The following is a 20,700-nucleotide window of genomic DNA, read 5'->3' as shown; positions in this document are numbered from 1 at the left end:
TCAAAAGTTGTTTTCATAGATATAATAGTCAAACCACAGTATGACATCGCATGCGTTTGTCCGATACATGCAACAAAATCGCAGTCGTAGACTGCACGGTACTCCCCAAAAAATAATAAAAAAATTCTGTAAATCAGAATTTTTTCTCTTCCTCACTTCGTCAATTGCTATGCAATTTTCTTGCAATGACAGAGACAGAACATAAGGCAGAAAATTAAGATAGGTTTTTATCCTAACTTGTAAAGTATAAATAGAAACGCTACAAAAATTTAACGGTGAGAATTGAGAAGCTTTTTTATTTCTTTTTTTCTTTGTTTTGAGTCTTTATGCTATTTTTTTCTTTTATAATTGTCAGTTTAGTTTTAAATGGAGCAACAAATAAAGCAGTATAGTATTCTGCGTCAGAAGCATGTAAAGTTCTATTAGCATCCACCGCTATCCAATCTAAAGCTCTTGTCCCTTTGAAATCTTTAATTTTGTGATTCTGCTCCATATTCTAATAAAATACGAGTAGTTTCAACATTAAGATATGATGATGCATAATAAGGGAAGTCATTCCGGTTTTAGAATTTTGAACATTAGGATTAACACCTAACTTAAGCAAAAGTTTTACTAAATCAAGATTATTTCTTTCTGCGGCTAGCATCATTCCGGTAATACCGTCTTCATATCTTAAATTAGGACTCATTCCCTGATTAATTAAAAGTGCAGCAATTTCCGGCTTCATGAATCCTATATATTTATATGGATTAAATTCATGGATGCACCACACTTTAATAAAAAATCGGCAATTTTTATATTATTATTCGATATAGCATAATCTAAAGGAGTCCAGCCCAAGTATGGTTGATTTACTCCATATCCCTCATCTAATATTTTTTTACTTCATCAATATTATCTGCTTTAATAGCATCTGCTATCGGTGTAATTGGATTTCCGACTTTTTGATCATACTCAATACCATTCACATATATCTTTTCGCGCTTAAACTTAAGTTTACATTCCATAACATGAACAGAAGAAATAATAAAAATAATTATAAACTTTATTACTTGAATAATTTTCATATAATCAATCTAGGTACTATGTAGCTATGCAGCATTAAACCTTTGTCGGTAAGATAGATATTTTCATCTAGTCTAATTAAGTCTAACGCTTGATAATGCTTAAGATTATTCATGTCTAAAATATTCTCTAATTTCGTGTTTAATTTCTGCTCTAATGTAGAAATATGTATACCTTTGCTAAGGCGTAAACCCATCATTAGCATTTCTTCAATAATCTCTTGATGTGTTAACTTAGTATTAGTTTGAATACCAACATTTTTTGTTTTAACCGAATCTAACCATTTTGCAGGTTTATGCCACATCATAATTGCCGATACCGAACTTGAGGATTCAATGATTCTACTATGAGCTCCGGGACCTATACCTAAATAGCTATTATAATTCCAATAAGTTAAATTATGCAAACATTCATGCCCTATCATAGCATAATTGGATATTTCATATCTAAAATACTTTTTAGATTCTAGATAATGATTCGTCCATTCATACATTTCAGCTGCCGCATCTGAATGCGGCAAAATCAGATTACCATCCTTAAATAATTTATAAAACGGCGTACCTTTTTCGATAGTCAATTGATAAAGAGAAATATGCGAGGTAGCGAGCTGCATAGCTTGTTTTAATTCTTCTTGCCAGTCTTTTAATGTCTGACCGCTACGTGCATATATTAAATCAAATGACACCTGTGGCAAAATCTTATCTGCCGCCTCAATTGTTTTAATGGCCTGCATACAATCATGAGTTCTACCTAATTTTTTTAAATCGTCTTCTTTTAAGGATTGCACTCCTATTGAAACACGATTAATTCCGGCGGCTTTGAATGCTTTAAATTTTTCAGTTTCAAAGGATGTGGGATTAGTTTCTAGAGTTATCTCGGTTTGATTATTAATAATTGCTAGATTACTGATTTTATTTATTATCCCTTCAACTATTACGGGATTCATTAAAGAGGGAGTACCGCCCCCAAAAAAAATAGATTTTATATATTTATTTTGAATAATATCCTTAAAATATTCAATTTCAGTTTCATAAGATTTAAGCCACTGATTATGATCTATAGTACTTGCCACATGAGAATTAAAATCACAATACGGACATTTTGACAAACAAACAGGCCAATGAATATAAATACTTAAATCATTAGTCATAACTCTCATATTTTGTATTTTTGCTAGTGCTAGCTTAGGTTTTGTGAACATTTCTCAAAAGATTTAATTTTGGTTATTTTTTGCTACAAATATAAGATTTTTTTTGCAATATGAATAACTATTTCTACAAAAATCTTATTAATTTTCGCTAAAAAAGACCTCAAAATAGCAAATCAATTAGCAATGTCCACAAAACCTAGCATTTTCTTTGAGTTTATTCAAGGTGTATGATAAAACACTATTCTAATTCAAAGAAAACTCCTTTTGGTGCTATACGTAAAGGTTACGTGTATAATTTTTGGATGGATTATAAAAACCCGCAAGGGTTATGGCGTAGGACATTGGTTGAGAATTACTCGAAAGATAAACCAAATTGGGAAGTTCTAATCGATTTTGATAAATTATCCAAAAAACTCGATAAAAAAGTAATGTATCGAGGTAGGAGTGATTGTTTTCAAAACCCTAATCGTTTCTTAATTACCATGTCATTTGGCGGTAAGGATGAGATGTTTTTTAGAGAATGGGATTTAGAGAAAAAAGATTTTGTAAAAAATGGTTTTGAACCAAAAACAAGTAGCGGAAAATTACTAGAAGGTAAATTTACTGTCCCTACTTGGGTTGATCAAGATACTATTTTATATTTAATCCAGTTTTGCATCAAGAGGAAGTGACTGACTCTTTATATCCTAGCTTGCTCTACATATGGAAGCGAGGAGAACCTATCGAGAAAGCCAAAAAATTATTCGAAATACCAAAGAATTATATACGTGTATCAGCCAGTAAGCTTGTATCCGATAATATTTCTTCATCTTTAATATTTATATCTGCAGATAAGGATTTTTATAATTACGATAATTATATTTTAGATACTAAAGATGCGAGCTTAAACTTACAAAAAATAAATATGCCATCAGATGCAACACCTGAAGGTTCTTTTAAAGAATATGTATTTTGGCTACTGCGTTCCGATTGGCAATTTAAAGATAGTAATATAAAGCAGGTTCACTTGTTGCCATACACTACGCTGATCTTCTAAAAGAAGATAGCGATAAAGCTAGCTTAAAAATATTATTTACCCCAACAGAGAGGGAAGTATTGTATTTTGTAGGAATGACTAAAGATACGGTATTTTTAACTAGCTATGAGAATGTTATTTCAAAAGTAGTAACATTTACATTAGAAAATAATGAAAACCGGTCACTTTAAAACTGCCTTATGAAAATACAATTTTTGGTATGTTGTCTGATGATGAGGAAGAAGATGCATTAATTACTATAGAAAATTCTATAGTTCCTCCAACTATTTATTTATGGGATAAAACTCATGCATTAAAAGTTATTAGAAAGCCTTTATATCCATTTGATAGCAAAAATTATGTTGTAGATCAAAAGGAAGCTACAAGCTCGGATGGAGTTAAAATACCATATTTTATTGTCTATAAAAAGGTACAAAATTTGATGGTAAGAATCCAACATTACTTGAAGCATAAGGTGGTTTTCAAGTAATCAACTCTCCATATTTCTCTCGCATGGAAAATGAAGTATGGATTAAACATGGCGGGGTTAGTGTTCTTGCTAATATTAGAGGTGGCGGAGAGTTTGGTCCTGAGTGGCATAAGTCGGCTCAAGGAATAAAACGTCAAACCGGCTTGAATGATTTTATTGTAGTAGCAGAGGATTTAATAAAGCAAAATATTACTAGCCCTGAGTATTTTAGGAATTAAAGGAGGAAGTAACGGCGGATTGCTAGTAAGTGTTGCACTGACGCAGCGTCCTGATTTATTTGGAGCTATAGCATGTGAAGTGCCGATACTTGATACGATATAAAGAATTCGGAGCAGGACATTCATGGGTTACAGAATATGGTGATCCAGCAAAAGTAGAAGATTTAGTACATATCAAAAAATATGCACCGCTAGAGAATTTATCTTTAACGCAACAATACCCAGCTGTGTTAATTACAGATTCAGTATTAGAGCAGCGTGTACACCCATAGCATGGAAGAATTTTTGAGTATGTGTTTGAGAAAAAACCCAAATACTAAAACTTACTTTTTAGCAAGTGTAGATAGTGGGCATGGTAGTAGTGATTTAAAAGATAGTGCCAATTATTTGATCAATATTTATACATTTTTTGCAAATGCTTTGAAATTAAAAATTAATTAAATTTAATACTAGGTCAATATGTGTTACTTATTATACTACCGGATAGTTTTTAAAAAAAACCGTCGATGTCATTACTGCGAAGACACATGGGTGTCCACTTAAGAAAAAGGTCACCCCGTGGCTTGACCACAGGGGCCATATAATTTTAGTATTTTTAACTGGATCCCGCAATCAAGTCGGCATTGTTGCATGGATCGGAAAACCTACTCGATGTCATTCCCACGTAGGCGGGAATCCAGAAAAATAACTTCAATATTGCTACAGCAGTTACATACTTGATAAAATAAGCATATAAAAACTTGTTTTTATATGCTTGACTGGATTTCCGCCTTCGCAGGAATGACATAATGTAGATATAATATAAATTCAAGAAAACAATTTTCCAATTCCGCTACGTAATAGATTTTTAGGATTCACTTTACTGGCTTTTTTCATCATCTCGCTTATTTGTTTATATTGCTTTAGCAAAATATTTACCTTTTGTACCGTAGTTCCTGCTCCAGCAGCTATACGTTTCCTACGAGAAGCATTAATTATATCGGGATTTTTACGTTCTTTTGGCGTCATAGATAAAATAATTGCTTCTTGATGTTCAATTATTTTACTATTTAATTTTGATTGATCTATTTGATCTATAATTTTACCGCTACCCGGTAACATACTAAGTATACTTCCAAAACCTCCCATTTTTTTTATACTTCTCATTTGCTGAAGATAATCATTTAAATCAAACGTACCCTTTTTTAATTTAGCTGCCGTTTTTTCGGCTTCTTTTCTATCAACGATACTAGCTGCTTTTTCAACAAAAGAGATAATATCACCCATATCCAGTATTCGAGAAGCTAAACGTTCAGCATCGAATTCTTCTAAATCAGTTAGGTTTTCACCGCTACTTAAAAATTTAATCGGCTTTTTAGTAATATATTTTACACTGAGTGCTGCACCACCCTTGGAATCGCCGTCAATTCTAGATAAAATTAATCCTGAAATTTCTAACTTTTCATTAAAACTACTTGCCGTAACTACTGCATCCTGCCCTGTCATACTGTCGATTACTAACAAAGTTTCTGTAGGCTCCACTATCTTTTTTATTGCAAGCGCTTCCTCCATCATCGCTTTATCAATTTGTGTACGACCTGCAGTATCATAAATTACGACATCATAAGCAGAAATTTTAGCCTCGGCAATAGCTCTTTTGACAATATCGAGGGGTTTCGCACCTTGCACAATAGGTAATGAATTAATCTGTACTGAGTTTGCAAGTATAGCGAGTTGCTCTTGTGCGGCCGGTCTGTAAGTATCCAAAGAAACAAGTAAAACTTTCTTATTTTGATTTCTAAGCCGTAAAGCAAGCTTACTACTCGCCGTAGTTTTACCGCTTCCTTGCAGCCCTACCATTAGGAAATTTACGGGCGGCTTTGAATTTAAATTTAGCTTTGCCTCACTTTCACTTGAAGCTAAGAGATTTATCATCTCTTCATGGATAATTTTAATTATCATCTGTCCAGGTGAAACAGACTTAATAACCTCCTGCCCTAAAGCTTTCTGTTTAACTTCCGCTATGAAATCTTTTATCACCGGTAATGCAACATCTGACTCTAAAAGAGCCACTCTTATATCCCGCATAGCAGCATCTATTTGGGCTTCCGTCAAAATGCCTGAGCTAACTAGCTTATCAAAAATCTTCGTTAAATTTTGTGTTAAAGTTTTAAACATGCAAATAATTTAATTTATAAAGTTCCTAAAACCTAATATATACTACGAGTAAATGAACAATAGTCAAAATAAAACATAAATTAAATTTATATTCTAGAGGGAAACCGCTTTCTATCTTGAATATCTATTAACTATTTTTTTAAAAAAAAGGAGTATATTTCTCTTAATATATTTTGTTGTTTTATGGATAACATGGAAAGAAACGTAGTGACATTGTGTTAATTACTAGAAAACTCATTCACCACTAATATATAACTTGTTCTTAAGTCCAAATCATAATCAATGGTATTATATATTAACTTTTTTATGTCGGTAAATTTTTGCAGTAAATATGAAGGGTGTCTATTTAATAGTTTATTAAAAATCTTATTTTCCAAATCTAGAAGTTCAATATTAACGTTGGCAGATTTTTTAAGGATTCTATTCATTAATAATAATAAATTATCAATAAAATCTAGCCATAATTCTCTGTCTTTAGTAGTAAAGCGATTAATAAAATCTAACGTTTTGTTATCTGCTATCGACTGAATAAACTCGGAATATAATTCGTTTTTAGTATGATGGATAGATGATCTCACATTAATTTTAAAACATCTTGATCTAATTGTAGAAATAATACTTGCAGCTCTTGAAGTAATTAAAAAAATGTAACTATTCTTTGGTGCATCTTCAAGAATTTTTAAGCATGAATTCGCTGCATTCAAATTCATAAGATCCGCCGAATAAATTATTGCAACTTTATAACCTGAAATTGCAGAAGTTTTACTTAAGAAGTCTTGTAATTTTCTTATTTGTTCAATAGAAATATTTTTAGCATTAGATGTAGCTGAAGTTTCCCTAGCGATGAAATGATAATCAGGATTGTTTTCAAGAGGAATGCTATTCTTAAAAAGCTTAATATATATAAACTCTTCTAAATCTTTTAAAGCTTGCTCTATATTTTCTGCTGCGATAAGCCAACTATTGTATAGCTTATTATGTTTTAAGTTAAACTCTAGGCGTTCAATCATCAATGGTTGTAATATCGTTATGAATTGTACTTAAGAAGTATTCTATATCATTCTGGCTTTTGCAGAGCATTGTTGCATGAGCCGGTTTTTCTATTGTCACCCCGCAAGCTTGTAACGGGGTTTGGAAATTATTAGTACTGTAAATACGTTACTTCTTTTAATTACAAGCTTCTTTCATTTTTCTTCCGGCTCTAAAAGTAGGTTGATTGTAAGCATCTATTTTCATTTTTGCTCCGGTTTTTGGGTTACGACCCTCACGTGCTTTTCTATGATGTATTTCAAATGAACCAAAACCTGTTATATTAATATTATGGTGGCTCTTTATAGCACCAATCACACTATCAAGAACCAAATTAAGTGCTTTCTCGGCCTCAGCTTTTGTTAATGTTTTGTGTGAAGCATGTTTATGATTATGACCATAGTCGGTCATAAATGCTATAAATTCGGTTTTATTCATTTTTTTTTGTTCTTTTTTGTTATGTGTACTCATAATAAAATCAACGCTCCTTTGATAGGTTAATATGTATTGATGTTTTTTTATAAAACAATATATACAACTGGCAATAATATACATCAATATATTTTGTATGTGAGTTAATTATAACAAACTACCCACATACTGCAAATGCCAGTTATTTACAAAGTTTAAATATATACGTTATTATATTAATTTATAGAAAAATGTAGCCATTTTACATCAGTTATACTGTTAAAACTATCTTAATCAAGTAATTAAAGTGAAAATTCATCATTAAAACCCTAATTTATTGTCAGTAGTAAATTACAAAAACTAATTTTCTACTCTATAAAAAATTATAAGTTTTTTAATAAAAAACAATATATACTTAATATACATCAAAAGTGGAAACCATCTTTCACCTTTTATATAGAATATTTCTAACCGAATAGCAGATTATGTAATAATTCGCTATTCACATTAATTTAGAATAAAAGTTTTAAAGAAAAATATATTAAATCCAATGTTATTGTCTGAAATTTGTATTAAACGCCCTGTCTTTGCTACAGTTTTGAATTTGGTTATCGTAGCTCTTGGAGCAATTTTTTTTACCAAACTACAAATTAGAGGCACTCCGGATATTTCGGTTCCCATTATAAATGTCGAAGCTCATTATGCAGGTGCCGATACCTTATATATGGAGCAAGAAATAACGACACGTATAGAAAAAGCTTTAAAGACGGTTAAAAATTTAGATTATATAACTTCTCAAAGTTCTACCGGCAAAAGTAGTATTACTTTATCGTTTCTATTATCTACCGATATTGAAGTAGCACTAAACGATGTCCGCGCCAAAATATCGGATATCACTTATATGTTCCCGCAAGATATGAAAGCCCCATCAGTTGCAAAACTTGATGCCGATAGTTTCCCAAGCCTCTTCATAAGCGTTGAAAGTGATCAATATAGCGATTTAGAATTAACAAAGATCGTCGAAGATAATCTACAAACACCGTTAGATAAACTTGAAAGCGTAGGACAGTCACAAATTTACGGCGGTCGGGAATATATAATGAGAATAGAACCCGATTCTAAAAAATTATATCAACATAAAATTTCTTTATTGGAGATTGAATCCGCAATAAAAGAGCAAAATAAAGATTATCCCGTAGGTACGATTAAAACAAAAAGTAATAATTTTATAGTAACTCTTGAAGGTTCTTTATCTACACCGGAAGAATTCGGTAATATTATTCTAAAAGTACAAAACGGAGGTATCATAAAATTACGAGATATAGCAACAATATCTTTAACTTCTCCCGATGAGGACATAATTTTTAGATATAACGGCAAAAGCTCTATTGCCCTTGGTCTTATAAAAGAATCAAAAGCTAACGTCATAGATTTATCACATGAAGTAACTAAAGCACTAGAAAGAATTAAAGAATCCATGCCCAAAGGAATAAGCATGGGTATCGCATATGATGGAGCAACGCCTGTAAAAGCATCAATTTATGCAGTATTTCAAACAATTTTTGAAGCTTTAATATTAGTAGTTTTAGTCACTTATTTATTTCTTGCTTCTGCTAAAATTACCTTAATTCCGTTTGTGACGATTCCGGTATCGTTGATCGGTACTTTTAGCGTAATGTATGCTTTTGGATTTTCTATTAATATATTTACGCTCCTTGCTATGATACTTGCTATAGGTTTAGTGGTCGATGATGCGATAGTTATGCTTGAAAACATTTTTAGATATAATGAAATGGGACATAAACCCATGGAAGCGGCTATGCTTGCTTCTAAAGAAATCAGCTTTGCAATCATTGCTATGACTATTACGCTTGCTGCCGTATTTTTACCCGTGGGTTTTATAGAGGGTTTGATCGGGAAATTATTTATTGAATTTGCTTGGACTTTAGCATTTTGTGTTTTATTCTCAGGATTTGTTGCTTTAACTTTAACTCCTATGATGTCAAGTCGTATGGTTACAAAACATAATACGGACTTACCGAAATTCTTAGTAAAGTTTAACGACATTCTACAATTTATTCAAAATAAATATATTTACTATCTAAAGCTAACTTTTGACAATAAAAAGAAATTTGTCATCATTATTGCATCATCATTTATAGTGCTGATTATTAGTTTTAAATTTACTCAAAAAATTTTCGTACCCCAAGAAGATGATGGATTTTTACAAGTTTCTCTTAAAGGTCCTGAAGGTTCTAGTTTAGAATCTTCTACTAAAGTAGTGAAAGAAACCGAAAAAATCCTTGCTAATTATAAAGATATATTAGGTTATCTGATGGTAATAGGTGCAGGCGGTAGCGATAATGTTTTTGGATTCATTCCTCTAAAAAATTGGGGTGAGCGTTCTCGTTCCCAAGAAACTATTAAGAATATGTTAAATAAGCAGTTTTCTGAAATACCGGGTATGTCGATTTACGCTATGGATCCACGTTCAATGGTTAGTGGGAATGCAAGGAGCCCTATCGAGTTTACTATTCAAACGAACCTTGAATATGATGATCTAGATAAAATATCACAACAATTTATTGATATAATGAAAACAAATCCTATTTTCTTAAACGTCAATAGAAATTTACAATCGGCAATACCAACTATAAATATAGAAGTCAACCGTGATAAGGCTTATTTATACGGAATGGATTTGGCAAATATAGGCAAAACGGTACAATATTTACTTGCAGGTCAACAAATCGGGGCTTTTAGAATGAGTAATGATTTATATGACGTTATATTACAATTTAATCAAAAAGATCGAAAAGATATTAGCGATTTTAGTAAAATTTTAATCAGAGCAAAAAATAATAATATGTTACCGCTTGAATCGATAGCCAATATTACGGAAAAAATATCAGTAAAATCATATAGTCATTATAATAATTCAAAATCCGTTACTATTGCTTCCGATCTTGCTCCTGACGGAAAAATTGATGATGCAATTAATGAAATCAATAAAATAGCCGCTAAATTACTTGATCCTAGTAATACTATAATTGAATATATCGGAGAAATTAAACAAATGAGAGAGGCAGACAGTAATATGCTTATAACATTTGTGTTTGCTCTTATATTTATCTATTTAGTGCTTGCAGCTCAATTTGAAAGCTTTACTGACCCTTTATTAATATTACTCGCCGTACCTTTCTCAATAACCGGCAGTGTACTTGCTCTCTGGCTTGCTGGTAATAGCCTTAATATGTATAGTAATATCGGAATTATTACTTTAATTGGATTAATTACTAAGAATTCTATTATGATAGTAGAATTTGCTAATCAGCTAAGAGAAAAAGGAGTAAAGGTTCAAGAAGCTATAATAGAATCCTCAAAACTTCGCTTGCGTCCAATTCTTATGACTACTCTTGCTGCCGTAGTCGGAGCTTTACCTCTAGTTTTTGCAGACGGAGCCGGTGCTGCTGCTCGTAATTCTATAGGCTTTGTAATAGTTGGAGGATTAAGCATCGGTACTATATTTACAATTTTTGTTATACCTGTAATATATCAAACTTTTAAGAAGGATTAATAAATTATAGAATTTAGTAGACATATAGCTCAAAATGAGAAATGATTATTTTACGTTAGTTTTGTTGCATGGCGCGGAAAACGCACACAGTGTCATCCCGAGGCCTCGCCACGGGATCTAAAAATGTAACCCATAATACTAGTAATTTTAGTATTTTAACTGGACCCCACTATCAAGTTGTGGGATGACATAGGTATGCGCCACGCAACAAGGTCTTTTACATTTAACTAAAAGGAGTTAAATATGTTAATAAATACTTCTAATAATCCGCTTATTACTACTGTACATTTATTATCTTCTATAGGTGCTATAAATTGGGGCTTAGTCGGATTATTTAATTTTAATTTAGTCACACTTTTATTTGGCTCATTTCCAATTATCGTTACAATACTTTATATAATTATAGGTTTTTGTGGTGTATATTCTTTCCTTTGTTTAGGTAAGCTATTTTGTAAACCCGGAATAGAAAAGGTGCAGTAACTCTACCTTTTCGTCATTGCGAGCAGCCGTAGGCTGCGTGGCAATCTCATGAAATCATAACAAACTCCTGAGATTGCTTCGTCAAAACTTGCAGTTTTTCCTCGCAATGACGACCTAACAACCTCACTTGTGCTATAGCAGTTATTGCTGCTGTTTCAGCACGTAATATATTACTTCCTAAACTTATAGATTTTGTATTCTTATATGAGGCAAGAAGTTCCAGCTCATCATTAGTAAAGCCTCCCTCCGGTCCTACAATAATAGTTATATCACTATTACTAAGTGATGATGAAATTCGTAATATAGAATTTTCTTCTTTTTCATGTTCATTAGCATATAACATCAAATTATTATTCTGTTTTAGATAATCTTGTATTGTGATAGCTTTTTCAATTATCGGGGGAGTAAGACGTTCTGATTGCTCTGTTGCCTCAATAACACATTTTGTTAAACGTTCGATATTTACCGATCTAAATTGACACCGCTTAGTAATTAACGGAATAATTTTAGTTATACCGAGTTGCGTAGCCATATTTATTGCAAGCATTAATTTATCTTGCTTTATTATAGCAACAGCAAGAGTTAACGTAGATTCTGTATAAGGCTTTTTTAACTGTTCTTTAAGTCTAAACGATAGGTTATTTTTACCTATATCATTAATTTGTGCTAGAAATTCTCCATCCGTACCGTTAAAGAGACGCAAGCCATCATTTACTTTAAGACGTAGCACCGTTTTAACATAATGAACATGATCACTTGCTAATTCTATCTTGCTATTTTCAGCTAAACGACTATTAATATAAACACGGTTATATTTCATATATTTAGTACTATGGACGATAAAAAAGATAATAGACATCTTTCCAAACCAGCTTATAGAGAGGAATTTACAGGAGACACGGAACGCAGCACCACAGCGTATATGGACATACGTGAGGATGCAAGTACCGGATCGACGTCTAAATTACCTCTAGAAGCGAAGTTTGTAAAGATGTCTAATAATATATCAGAAGAAGAAAATTTACCAAAAGAAAAAGAAATTGGCGGTGTTAAAGGTCTAGAACCGACAAGATACGGGGACTGGCAGCATAAAGGTAAAGTAACAGATTTCTAATGCTTTGCCTTCAACACACTAAAATTTTACCCTATAAACCGCAAGAATTGTTTGATTTGGTCTGGGACGTAAAATCTTATCCTAAATTCTTGCCTTGGTGTTCTGCTTCTAGAATTATTTCAGAAAATACTCAAGAGGTTATTGCTGAATTAGTAATTCAGTTAAAAGGCTTTTCAGAAAAATATAACTCACGAGTTACAAGCGAAATAACAGATGATGGAATATATTTGATTAATACGGTAGCTATTTCAGGACCTTTTGAATATTTAAAAAGTACTTGGCAATTTGTTCCATGCACGGCAGGAACTGAATTAAAATTCTTTATTGATTTTAAAATGAAATCCGTAATACTGGATAAATTAATCGGCACTTATTTTACCAAAGCAACCGAAAAAATGATTATAGCTTTTGAAAGGAGAGCTAAAGAGGTTATTAAATAAAAAAGAGTAAGGCTATAGATCTATAACCTTACTCTCTAGAAAGTTTTGTATTTAGTTAGTAGGCAATATCAGATATATATCCTTCATCTCCCTCATCTCCTAAGATTTGAGTTTGATCATCATTAATATGATAATCAAGGCTATAAAACTGCTCTTCTTGTTCTTCACTAGTACTGGAGTTATGATAATTAAATAATGCTTCATAAGCTTCATTTATTTCAGCATATTTCTGTATTTCTTTTGAAAGTTCTACTTCTTTATTTTGCATAGCTTTTTCCGTACCATGCCATAACTGACTTGTCAAATTTGGCTTGTATTCTGCTAATTGCTTATTTTTGTAACTTTCTCTCTTTGCAACAGTTTCTAAACTTAAAGCTTTTTCAACATCTTCACTTGAATAGCCATCTTGTATTAGCTGCTGAATAATACAATCATGTAAAGAAGGAATACTAGTATCTGGAACTAATTTATTTGTATATTGTCCTTTCACACCAGGTATTTCCTGATATAACGCACGATCTGTTGATTCTAATATTTCATAGCCACCATTATGTTTGTAACCAACGCCGTCTGCCGTAAAACTTAAGGTTGGTACGCGAGTTATTGCATTAGATATTATCTTACCGTTTATTCCTTCAATATATTTACTGGTAAATTTATCTATACCGTTTTTATCTACAGCAGTACCGTATATAAAACTTCCTAACCCCGCAGTAGCCAAATACCCTTCAACTTTAGTTGCTTCATGAGCTCTAGTAAAAAGCTTTATTTGTTCATTACTATCCATAATGCCTTTTGCCCCATAACTAGTACCAAAAACAGCCCCTGTTATTAAAGGTATTTTGCTTAACCAACTACTAGATGAAAAAAAACTACTTATTCCTACAAAAAAGCTTCCTGATGCTAATTTTGTATAAAAACTATAATCTGCTTTTGCTTTTTCTATTAAAGATAAGTAAGTAATCGGTTTATTACTTCCGAATAAATTACGTACTAATAATGTAAACATAGTCTATCTCCTCCTTATTTAAGTCACCATATCACCATATTTCATGGTTGTTATTGTTAATGTTAAATATAACACAAGTGCACTATATAACAAAAGTAATCAAATGTCAATCTTTATTTAATAATAGATTAATCAGTATTAATATTTGACTTGACATTTTTTAGAAAAAACCATATTTTATGGTAATATTGATCAAAAAGAGGTAGATATGTCTAGGTACAAAAATTCTAAACACATTAGCACTAAAAAGCTTGCTTATATAGGGTTAGACCTCGCATATAACACAGATGATTTAAATATTTATAAGCTAAAAGCATCAAAGGTCAATGAACAATTAACAGATAGCGGCTGGGAAATACTGACTGCTTCATGTGATAATATTAGCACTGCTAAATATAATTATAAAGCCGTCGCATTTATAAATAAAGAAACTAAAGAAGTGCATATTGCTAGTGCCGGCACAAAATTCAATATATATGATTTATTAGACGACTTGCTTATCGCTCTGCACTATTTACCTACTAAACTAACTCCACTTCAGGATTTTGTTAATGAAATAATTAACAAATTAGGCGGCTTAAGTAAAGCCACAGAATATAGTTTTAATACTAGCGGTCATTCACTTGGAGCAATAATTGCAGATTTAACCTTAGTAGAAATATATTCTCGCAACCTACATTTTAATAAATCTACAACTTTTGACAGCCCTGGCTCAAAACCAATAATTGAAAGAGGCATAGAAAAAAATTTATTTACCGGAAAAGTAACAACTCCAATAAAAGAGCTAGCTACCCATTCTAAGATATATAATGCAAAACATAATCTTATTAATATTACTAATAAGCATTTGGGAAAAACAACAATGGTACTTCCTGGTAAAAAAACAGAACTATCGCAATCAGAAGAATGGGCATCATATTTATATAATTTTGCCAAACAAAAAGTTACAAAATATCTAGGAATTAATGGAATAGTCGAAGGCTTTGAAGAAATCATAGCCGGAATCAGTAAACATGGACTTGTTAATTTTTCTGATTTGAAACAGAATATTACTTTAACCGTAGATGATTGGGAAGCAGCAACACAAAAATATGCTAAAAATACTCTAAATTTAAAAAATAATTTATATAATCAAATAGTTGAAACTGAAACCGGAGCTAATTTAGTTGGGATGTATAATAATTTTCAAAGCTGCAGTCAAGAATATGCTCAGGAAGTCAAAACAACAGGAGATATAAGTAATTATCATCTATATCCCCTAATATGTTAAATAAAAAAATAACATATATAATAAATTTATATAGAAATCACCTTGCGCCTTTCATATTCAGTATTTCTTATTTAGAGCAACTAAATAGATTTCCGTAGATTCACTGCGGCTAGATGAAGGTTTAAAATGTCTCACTGTTTTAAATTCACGCTTTACTTTATTTAATAATTCATTTTCTGCACCGCCACGAAAAATTTTAGCAATAAAATGACCGGAGGGTTTTAGCACTTTTAAAGCAAATTCAAAAGCTTGCTCACATAAAAGTAAGGTTCTTATATGGTCTGTAGCTTTATGACCTATGGTATTTGATGCCATATCACTCATTACTATATCAGCTCTACCGTCTAAAGCCTGAATAATTAATTCTTCCGTATCTGCTTCAAAAAAGTCCTTTTGAAAAAATTCAACTCCAGCAACAGGTTCGATTTTTAACATATCGATAGAGATTATTTTATTATTTAGGTTATTATCCGAAGCTTTAATAAGCTTGGAAGCTACTTGACTCCATCCCCCAGGGGCTGCTCCTAGATCAACAATTTTCATGTTAGGAGTAAAAAGTTTAAATTTTTCATGAATTTCAAGTAGTTTATATGCAGCTCTCGACCTAAAGCCGTCTATACGTGCTTTTGCAACATACGGATCGTTTAATTGGCGTCTAAGCCAATTACTAGAAGAGACAGTGCGTTTTTTAGAAGTCTTAACTCTAATGAATTTATTTCTATAACCGCTTAAATTATTTGTCATAAAATCTTTTATACTTATAAATAAATGAAGAATAAGTAGACGAAGTTTAATCTGGAAAAGAGCAAGGAATCCACAAGACGAGGAACAAAAGCCGTTAATAATACTGAGTACCACAGTACTTGTAGCCAATTTTTCAAATTAAACGAGTATGCTCTTTTGCTATTTTATCTAATACAGAATTAACAAAACCAATTTCATGCTCATTTAACATATCATTTGCTATGTCCGTATATTCGTTGATTACTACTTTAGCAGGCGTAGTAGGGCAAAATAATAGCTCACATATACTAACACGCAATAAAGCTCTGAGTAAGATCGGCATATGTGCAGGATCTTTATCATTTGTTAAATGATTGTCGATAACTTCGTCTAGTTTATTAATATTTTCAAATACTGACTTTACCAACATTTTAAAATGACTTATACTTAATGATATTTTTAAATGCTCAGGTAAATCTGTTATAGAATTATTATTTTGATAAAAAGAAAGTACATTTTGCATGATATCATCCATATCGTCGTTATTTTGCAATATGTTTTGATAAATAGCTTGCACTGCTGCAATACGTGCAATCGACTTTTTATTAATTTTATTTGAACTCATAGAGAAAAGAAATTTAAAATTTAATTTTCGTCATTGCGAGTGTGATATGGCATGATATCATTCCCGTGAAAGCGGGAATCCAGTAATTAAAAATATAAAACTAATACATTTGGATTATTTCATTTTTTTCTGTGGATTCCCGCTTTCGCGGGAATTACATCGGAAACCAAGGAGCAACATCCACTCACAACGACGAAATGATATCTATAACCTTGCAATATATACCTTAAAATAATTTATTAGTAAACTTATAAAATTTTTATGCTCTCTATAATAGGATTTATTATAACAATTAGTATCTTGGTATTTATCCATGAATTTGGGCATTATTGTATTGCTAGATATTTTAATGTAAAAGTTGAGGAGTTCTCGATAGGTTTCGGTAAAGCACTAATAGGTATTACCGATAAAAAAGGCGTTAGGTGGAAGATTTGCCTTATACCGCTTGGCGGTTATGTCAAGATTTACGGCTATGATCGCAGCCTCATGGATAAGACTAAAGAAGTTAACGAAAAAGTAGCTTTTGATTCTAAATCTTGTTTAAAACGTTTTTTAATAGTTGCAGCAGGTCCGTTAATTAATTATTTACTTGCCGTAATAATATTTGCAGGTTTTTATTGTTACTTTGGAAAAACAGAGATTCCTCCTATAATAGGTGATGTAGTAGCTTCATCACCGGCAGAGAGAGCAGACTTAAGAGCAGGAGATAAAATTGTTAAGGTTAACGATAAATTTGTTAAAGATTTCGGGGACGTGCAGAGAGAGATATTAATTAATGGTTTTAGCTCTTCTACTTTAACTATAGAAAGAAAAAGTGAGGAATTTATCGTTAATATAATGCCTCAAGAAATAATTATATCACCTCCCGAAGAAAAGCAAGTTAAGAAAACTCTTCGCATCGGTATTATAGCTAAAAATGAACCTATTCATACTAAAATAGGAATTTTAGGAGGATTCTGGGAAGCTATTAATACTACTATAGATATGTCTGCTTTAACTCTAAACGCAATATCGCAAATGATTGTAGGAAAACGTTCATTCGATGAGATAGGAGGGCCGGTAGCTATTGCTAAAGAGTCAGGCAAATCTATAGCTGGTGGAACCCAAATGTATCTGTTATTTATAGCAATGCTTTCCGTTAATTTAGGGTTACTTAACTTACTACCTATACCGGTGCTTGACGGCGGACATTTAGTATTTATATTATATGAAGCAATTACAGGTAAATTACCGAATCCTAAGATTAAAAATATTTTGTTACAATTAGGAGCAATAATCATAATTTTTCTTATTATAATTTCTGTTTCCAACGATATACAAAATTTGTTTTCCTAAATTATAGATTTGCTTGCTCTCGTTTGTATTATCTACTATAGTGGAGTACATTAATTATGTTTGAATGCATTAGTTAGGAGAACTTTGTATTATTCTTAGCTAGAAGCGGGAATCCAGTTCTTTGTCATACCGCGACTTGAACGCGGTATCTAATTTATTATTTTTACCGTGGTCAAGCCACGGGATGACATCGGGTTTAAACACAGAAATTTAAATTAAATCTTAAAGAAGGTTTTAGGTGACAATCAGATCAATTAGTAAGTTAACAATTTTATTATTAACGATTTTTTATTATCATATTTCATTAGCTGACTCTGTAATTCGTAAAATAACTATCGAAGGTAACCATAGGGTTGAGCGTTCTACTATTGGGAGCTATTTAAAGCTTAAGGTAGGAGAAACCTATAATAATTCTAAAGAAGATGAAGCAATAAAACGTTTATATGCCACCTCACTTTTTAGCAATATAAATATGCATATAACAAATGATGGTCATTTAATAGTTAACGTTACTGAAACGCCTTTTATAAGTAGTGTAGTATTTAGCGGTAATTCTAAAGTCAAAACTAATATGCTCGCTAAAGAAATTTATACAATGTCGGGCGAATCTCTTAGCCAAGCTAAAATTGAATTAGATGTAAAGAAAATATTAGAAATTTATAAACGTAGCGGACGTTTTGCTACTACGGTAACACCTAAAATCGAAAATTTAGAAAACAACAGAGTTAAGGTTATTTTTGATATAGCAGAAGGGCCAAAAACCGGTATTAAATATATTCATTTTAGCGGTAATGAAAATTATAGTGATTCAGAACTTAAATCTATTGTTTTAACTAAAGAATCTCGTTGGTTTCGTTTTTTAGAAAGTAACGATACTTACGATCCTGATAGAGTGGAGTATGATAAAGAATTACTGAGAGAGTTTTATCAATCTGTAGGTTTTGCAGATTTTAGAGTAATTTCGGCATCGGCAGAACTCAATAATACTAAAGAATATTTCACCCTTACCTATTCCATTGAAGAGGGAGAAAAATATAACTTCGGTAATATTACAATAGACAATAAATTAACTAATATAGATATAACACCGCTTAATAAAATTGTTAATATTAAGCAAGGCAAGGTTTTCAATATGAAAAAGGTTGATGATATAGCTGAAAAAATCGGAGAATATTTTACAGCGAACGGTTACCCTGCGGTAAATGTTTATCCGGATATAATGAAAAATGCTACTCATACTGCAGATATTAAATTTATTATTGAAAAAGCCGATAAGGTTTATATTAATAAAATTAATATTATTAATAACCTTAAAACCGAAGACCACGTTATAAGAAGAGAATTTAAAATAGAAGAAGGTGATATAATTAATCGTTCATATATTGAAAAAGGTGAGCGTAATCTTAGAAATTTAGATTATTTTGAGAAAGTAGCAATTAGCTTAGCTCCGACTAAAGCTAAAGATAAATATGATGTTAACGTTGAAGTTGATGAAAAATCTACTTCCTCTATAGGTTTTGATTTAGGATATAATACTGCCGGCGGTTTATTCGGACGTTTCTCTTGCTTAGAGCGTAATTTAGTCGGTACCGGGAAACTGCTTAATGCCGGTGTACAAGTAAGTAAAAATACTACAAGCTATTACGGTGGTATTACCGCACCGCACTTTTTAGATCGTGATTTATCACTGGGCGTAAACACATTTAGAAACTATACCGGACGCGGTGCTAGTGTATTAAATACAACTGATCAAAGCTATAAGTTACACTCTATAGGAGCCAAAACTTCTCTTGGTTATGAAATTCAAGAGGATTTAGGTCACGAAATAGATTATTTAATCAAACGTGATATTTTAAGTGCTCCAACTCCATCAAGCTCAATATTCTTAAAGGAGCAAATGGGAAGATTCATTACTTCTGCTATAGGACATACTATTACTTATGATCAAACCGATAATAAAATTGTTCCAAAGAACGGTTATTTAGTAAGCGGCACACAAGAATTTGCCGGCGTTGGAGGAGGTGATAACAAATATATAAAACATGAAGTTGACGGTAAATATTATAAATCTTTCATACATAACAAGCTTACTTTAAAATTATCTGCTTCCGGAGGCGATATTGCAGGGCTTGGAGGACACATTATTAGAATTTCCGATCGCTTTAATTTAGGTGATTATAGTTTAAGAGGCTTTGCAAGCGGTGGTGTAGGACCTCGTGAAAAGGTCACTAACGAAGGACTTGGCGGTGAGCGATATTACACATTCTCAACAGAGCTTAATTTCCCAACACCTGTACCTGAGGAATTTAATTTAACCGGTGCAGTCTTTATGGATTTAGGAAGCGTTTGGGGAGTAGCCCTAAATAAGAAACAATATCAAACTCCAAACGGTTTTTATAACGATAAATCTCTTAGAGCTTCTGTTGGTTTCGGCTTTATTTGGGTAACACGTTTTGCACCGATAAGAATGGATTGGGGTTTCGCGGTGAAGAAGAAGAAATATGACGATACGCAGCATTTCCATTTAAGATTTTCGACGCATTTATAAAGATGTTTCATTGTCACCCCGTGGCTTGACCACAGGGTCCAATT

General features: G+C 31.9%; 17 protein-coding genes and 2 pseudogenes. 8 read left to right on the top strand and 11 right to left on the bottom strand.

The annotated features are described in order from the left end of the window. Positions 1–295: 295 nt before the first annotated feature. The 4 genes and pseudogenes from A3305_RS04215 to hemW form a co-directional block, all read right to left on the bottom strand. Positions 296–493 carry a hypothetical protein gene (locus A3305_RS04215; protein ID WP_014391887.1) on the bottom strand — a complete coding sequence of 66 codons (198 nt, stop codon included), beginning with the start codon at positions 491–493 and terminating at the stop codon, positions 296–298. 3 nt (positions 494–496) lie between these two features. Beyond that, positions 497–840 (bottom strand): annotated as a pseudogene (locus A3305_RS04210) (ankyrin repeat domain-containing protein). A gap of 29 nt (positions 841–869) precedes the next feature. Further along, positions 870–1,067: a hypothetical protein gene (locus A3305_RS04205; protein WP_014391886.1), complete on the bottom strand. Its 198-nt coding sequence runs from the start codon at positions 1,065–1,067 to the stop codon at positions 870–872. Continuing rightward, on the bottom strand, positions 1,064–2,266 hold the full coding sequence (hemW, locus tag A3305_RS04200; RefSeq protein ID WP_014391885.1) for a radical SAM family heme chaperone HemW: 1,203 nt from the start codon (positions 2,264–2,266) through the stop codon (positions 1,064–1,066). The genes A3305_RS04205 and hemW overlap by 4 nt, the downstream gene beginning before the upstream one ends. 203 nt (positions 2,267–2,469) lie before the next feature. On the opposite strand from hemW, the pseudogene A3305_RS10380 reads away from it, so the two are divergent. Next, positions 2,470–4,379, top strand: a pseudogene (locus A3305_RS10380) (prolyl oligopeptidase family serine peptidase); the annotation flags it as partial. 366 nt (positions 4,380–4,745) lie between these two features. On the opposite strand, the gene ffh reads toward A3305_RS10380, so the two are convergent. The 3 genes from ffh to A3305_RS04150 form a co-directional block, all read right to left on the bottom strand. After that, a complete protein-coding gene (gene ffh, locus A3305_RS04160; RefSeq protein WP_014391884.1) occupies positions 4,746–6,095 on the bottom strand; it encodes a signal recognition particle protein in 1,350 nt (449 codons plus the stop codon). Between the two features lie 218 nt (positions 6,096–6,313). Further along, positions 6,314–7,108, bottom strand: coding sequence for a PRK06581 family protein (locus A3305_RS04155; protein WP_014391883.1), 795 nt, complete (start codon positions 7,106–7,108; stop codon positions 6,314–6,316). Positions 7,109–7,262: 154 nt separating this feature from the next. Next, entirely contained in the window at positions 7,263–7,595 is a 333-nt protein-coding gene (locus A3305_RS04150) for an HU family DNA-binding protein (protein ID WP_014391882.1), read from the bottom strand. A gap of 490 nt (positions 7,596–8,085) precedes the next feature. On the opposite strand from A3305_RS04150, the gene A3305_RS04145 reads away from it, so the two are divergent. Then, on the top strand, positions 8,086–11,112 hold the full coding sequence (locus A3305_RS04145) for an efflux RND transporter permease subunit (protein WP_081120849.1): 3,027 nt from the start codon (positions 8,086–8,088) through the stop codon (positions 11,110–11,112). A gap of 243 nt (positions 11,113–11,355) precedes the next feature. Continuing rightward, a complete protein-coding gene (locus A3305_RS04140; protein WP_014391880.1) occupies positions 11,356–11,592 on the top strand; it encodes a DUF378 domain-containing protein in 237 nt (78 codons plus the stop codon). Positions 11,593–11,638: 46 nt separating this feature from the next. On the opposite strand, the gene A3305_RS04135 is transcribed toward A3305_RS04140, so the two are convergent. Beyond that, positions 11,639–12,412 (bottom strand): 16S rRNA (uracil(1498)-N(3))-methyltransferase, encoded by a 774-nt coding sequence (locus A3305_RS04135; protein WP_014391879.1) that lies wholly within the window; start codon positions 12,410–12,412, stop codon positions 11,639–11,641. A 12-nt stretch (positions 12,413–12,424) separates the two neighbouring features. On the opposite strand from A3305_RS04135, the gene A3305_RS04130 reads away from it, so the two are divergent. Together A3305_RS04130 and A3305_RS04125 are read left to right on the top strand one after the other, a co-directional pair. Further along, positions 12,425–12,706 carry a DUF1674 domain-containing protein gene (locus A3305_RS04130; protein ID WP_014391878.1) on the top strand — a complete coding sequence of 94 codons (282 nt, stop codon included), beginning with the start codon at positions 12,425–12,427 and terminating at the stop codon, positions 12,704–12,706. Next, a complete protein-coding gene (locus A3305_RS04125) occupies positions 12,706–13,146 on the top strand; it encodes a type II toxin-antitoxin system RatA family toxin (protein WP_014391877.1) in 441 nt (146 codons plus the stop codon). Before A3305_RS04130 ends, A3305_RS04125 begins: the two co-directional genes overlap by 1 nt. 55 nt (positions 13,147–13,201) lie before the next feature. Here the strand turns inward: A3305_RS04125 and A3305_RS04120 are convergent, their stop codons facing one another. Next, positions 13,202–14,155 carry a hypothetical protein gene (locus A3305_RS04120; protein WP_014391876.1) on the bottom strand — a complete coding sequence of 318 codons (954 nt, stop codon included), beginning with the start codon at positions 14,153–14,155 and terminating at the stop codon, positions 13,202–13,204. A 208-nt stretch (positions 14,156–14,363) separates the two neighbouring features. On the opposite strand from A3305_RS04120, the gene A3305_RS04115 reads away from it, so the two are divergent. Continuing rightward, positions 14,364–15,425 carry a hypothetical protein gene (locus A3305_RS04115; protein WP_014391875.1) on the top strand — a complete coding sequence of 354 codons (1,062 nt, stop codon included), beginning with the start codon at positions 14,364–14,366 and terminating at the stop codon, positions 15,423–15,425. A gap of 57 nt (positions 15,426–15,482) precedes the next feature. Here A3305_RS04115 and A3305_RS04110 read toward each other — a convergent pair whose 3' ends face one another. Further along, positions 15,483–16,169: an RlmE family RNA methyltransferase gene (locus A3305_RS04110; RefSeq protein WP_014391874.1), complete on the bottom strand. Its 687-nt coding sequence runs from the start codon at positions 16,167–16,169 to the stop codon at positions 15,483–15,485. Positions 16,170–16,302: 133 nt separating this feature from the next. Beyond that, entirely contained in the window at positions 16,303–16,773 is a 471-nt protein-coding gene (nusB, locus tag A3305_RS04105) for a transcription antitermination factor NusB (protein WP_014391873.1), read from the bottom strand. Positions 16,774–17,034: 261 nt separating this feature from the next. Between nusB and rseP the strand changes: the two genes are divergently transcribed. Both rseP and bamA read left to right on the top strand, forming a co-directional pair. Beyond that, positions 17,035–18,108 carry an RIP metalloprotease RseP gene (gene rseP, locus A3305_RS04100; RefSeq protein WP_014391872.1) on the top strand — a complete coding sequence of 358 codons (1,074 nt, stop codon included), beginning with the start codon at positions 17,035–17,037 and terminating at the stop codon, positions 18,106–18,108. 238 nt (positions 18,109–18,346) lie between these two features. Further along, positions 18,347–20,656, top strand: coding sequence for an outer membrane protein assembly factor BamA (gene bamA / locus A3305_RS04095; RefSeq protein WP_014391871.1), 2,310 nt, complete (start codon positions 18,347–18,349; stop codon positions 20,654–20,656). Positions 20,657–20,700: the final 44 nt, after the last annotated feature.

Origin of the sequence: Rickettsia amblyommatis (assembly GCF_002078335.1) — a bacterium.
GTDB lineage: Bacteria > Pseudomonadota > Alphaproteobacteria > Rickettsiales > Rickettsiaceae > Rickettsia > Rickettsia rickettsii.
The sequence above is the reverse complement of the archived record's forward strand: the minus strand, read 5'-3'. Positions and strand labels throughout refer to the sequence as shown.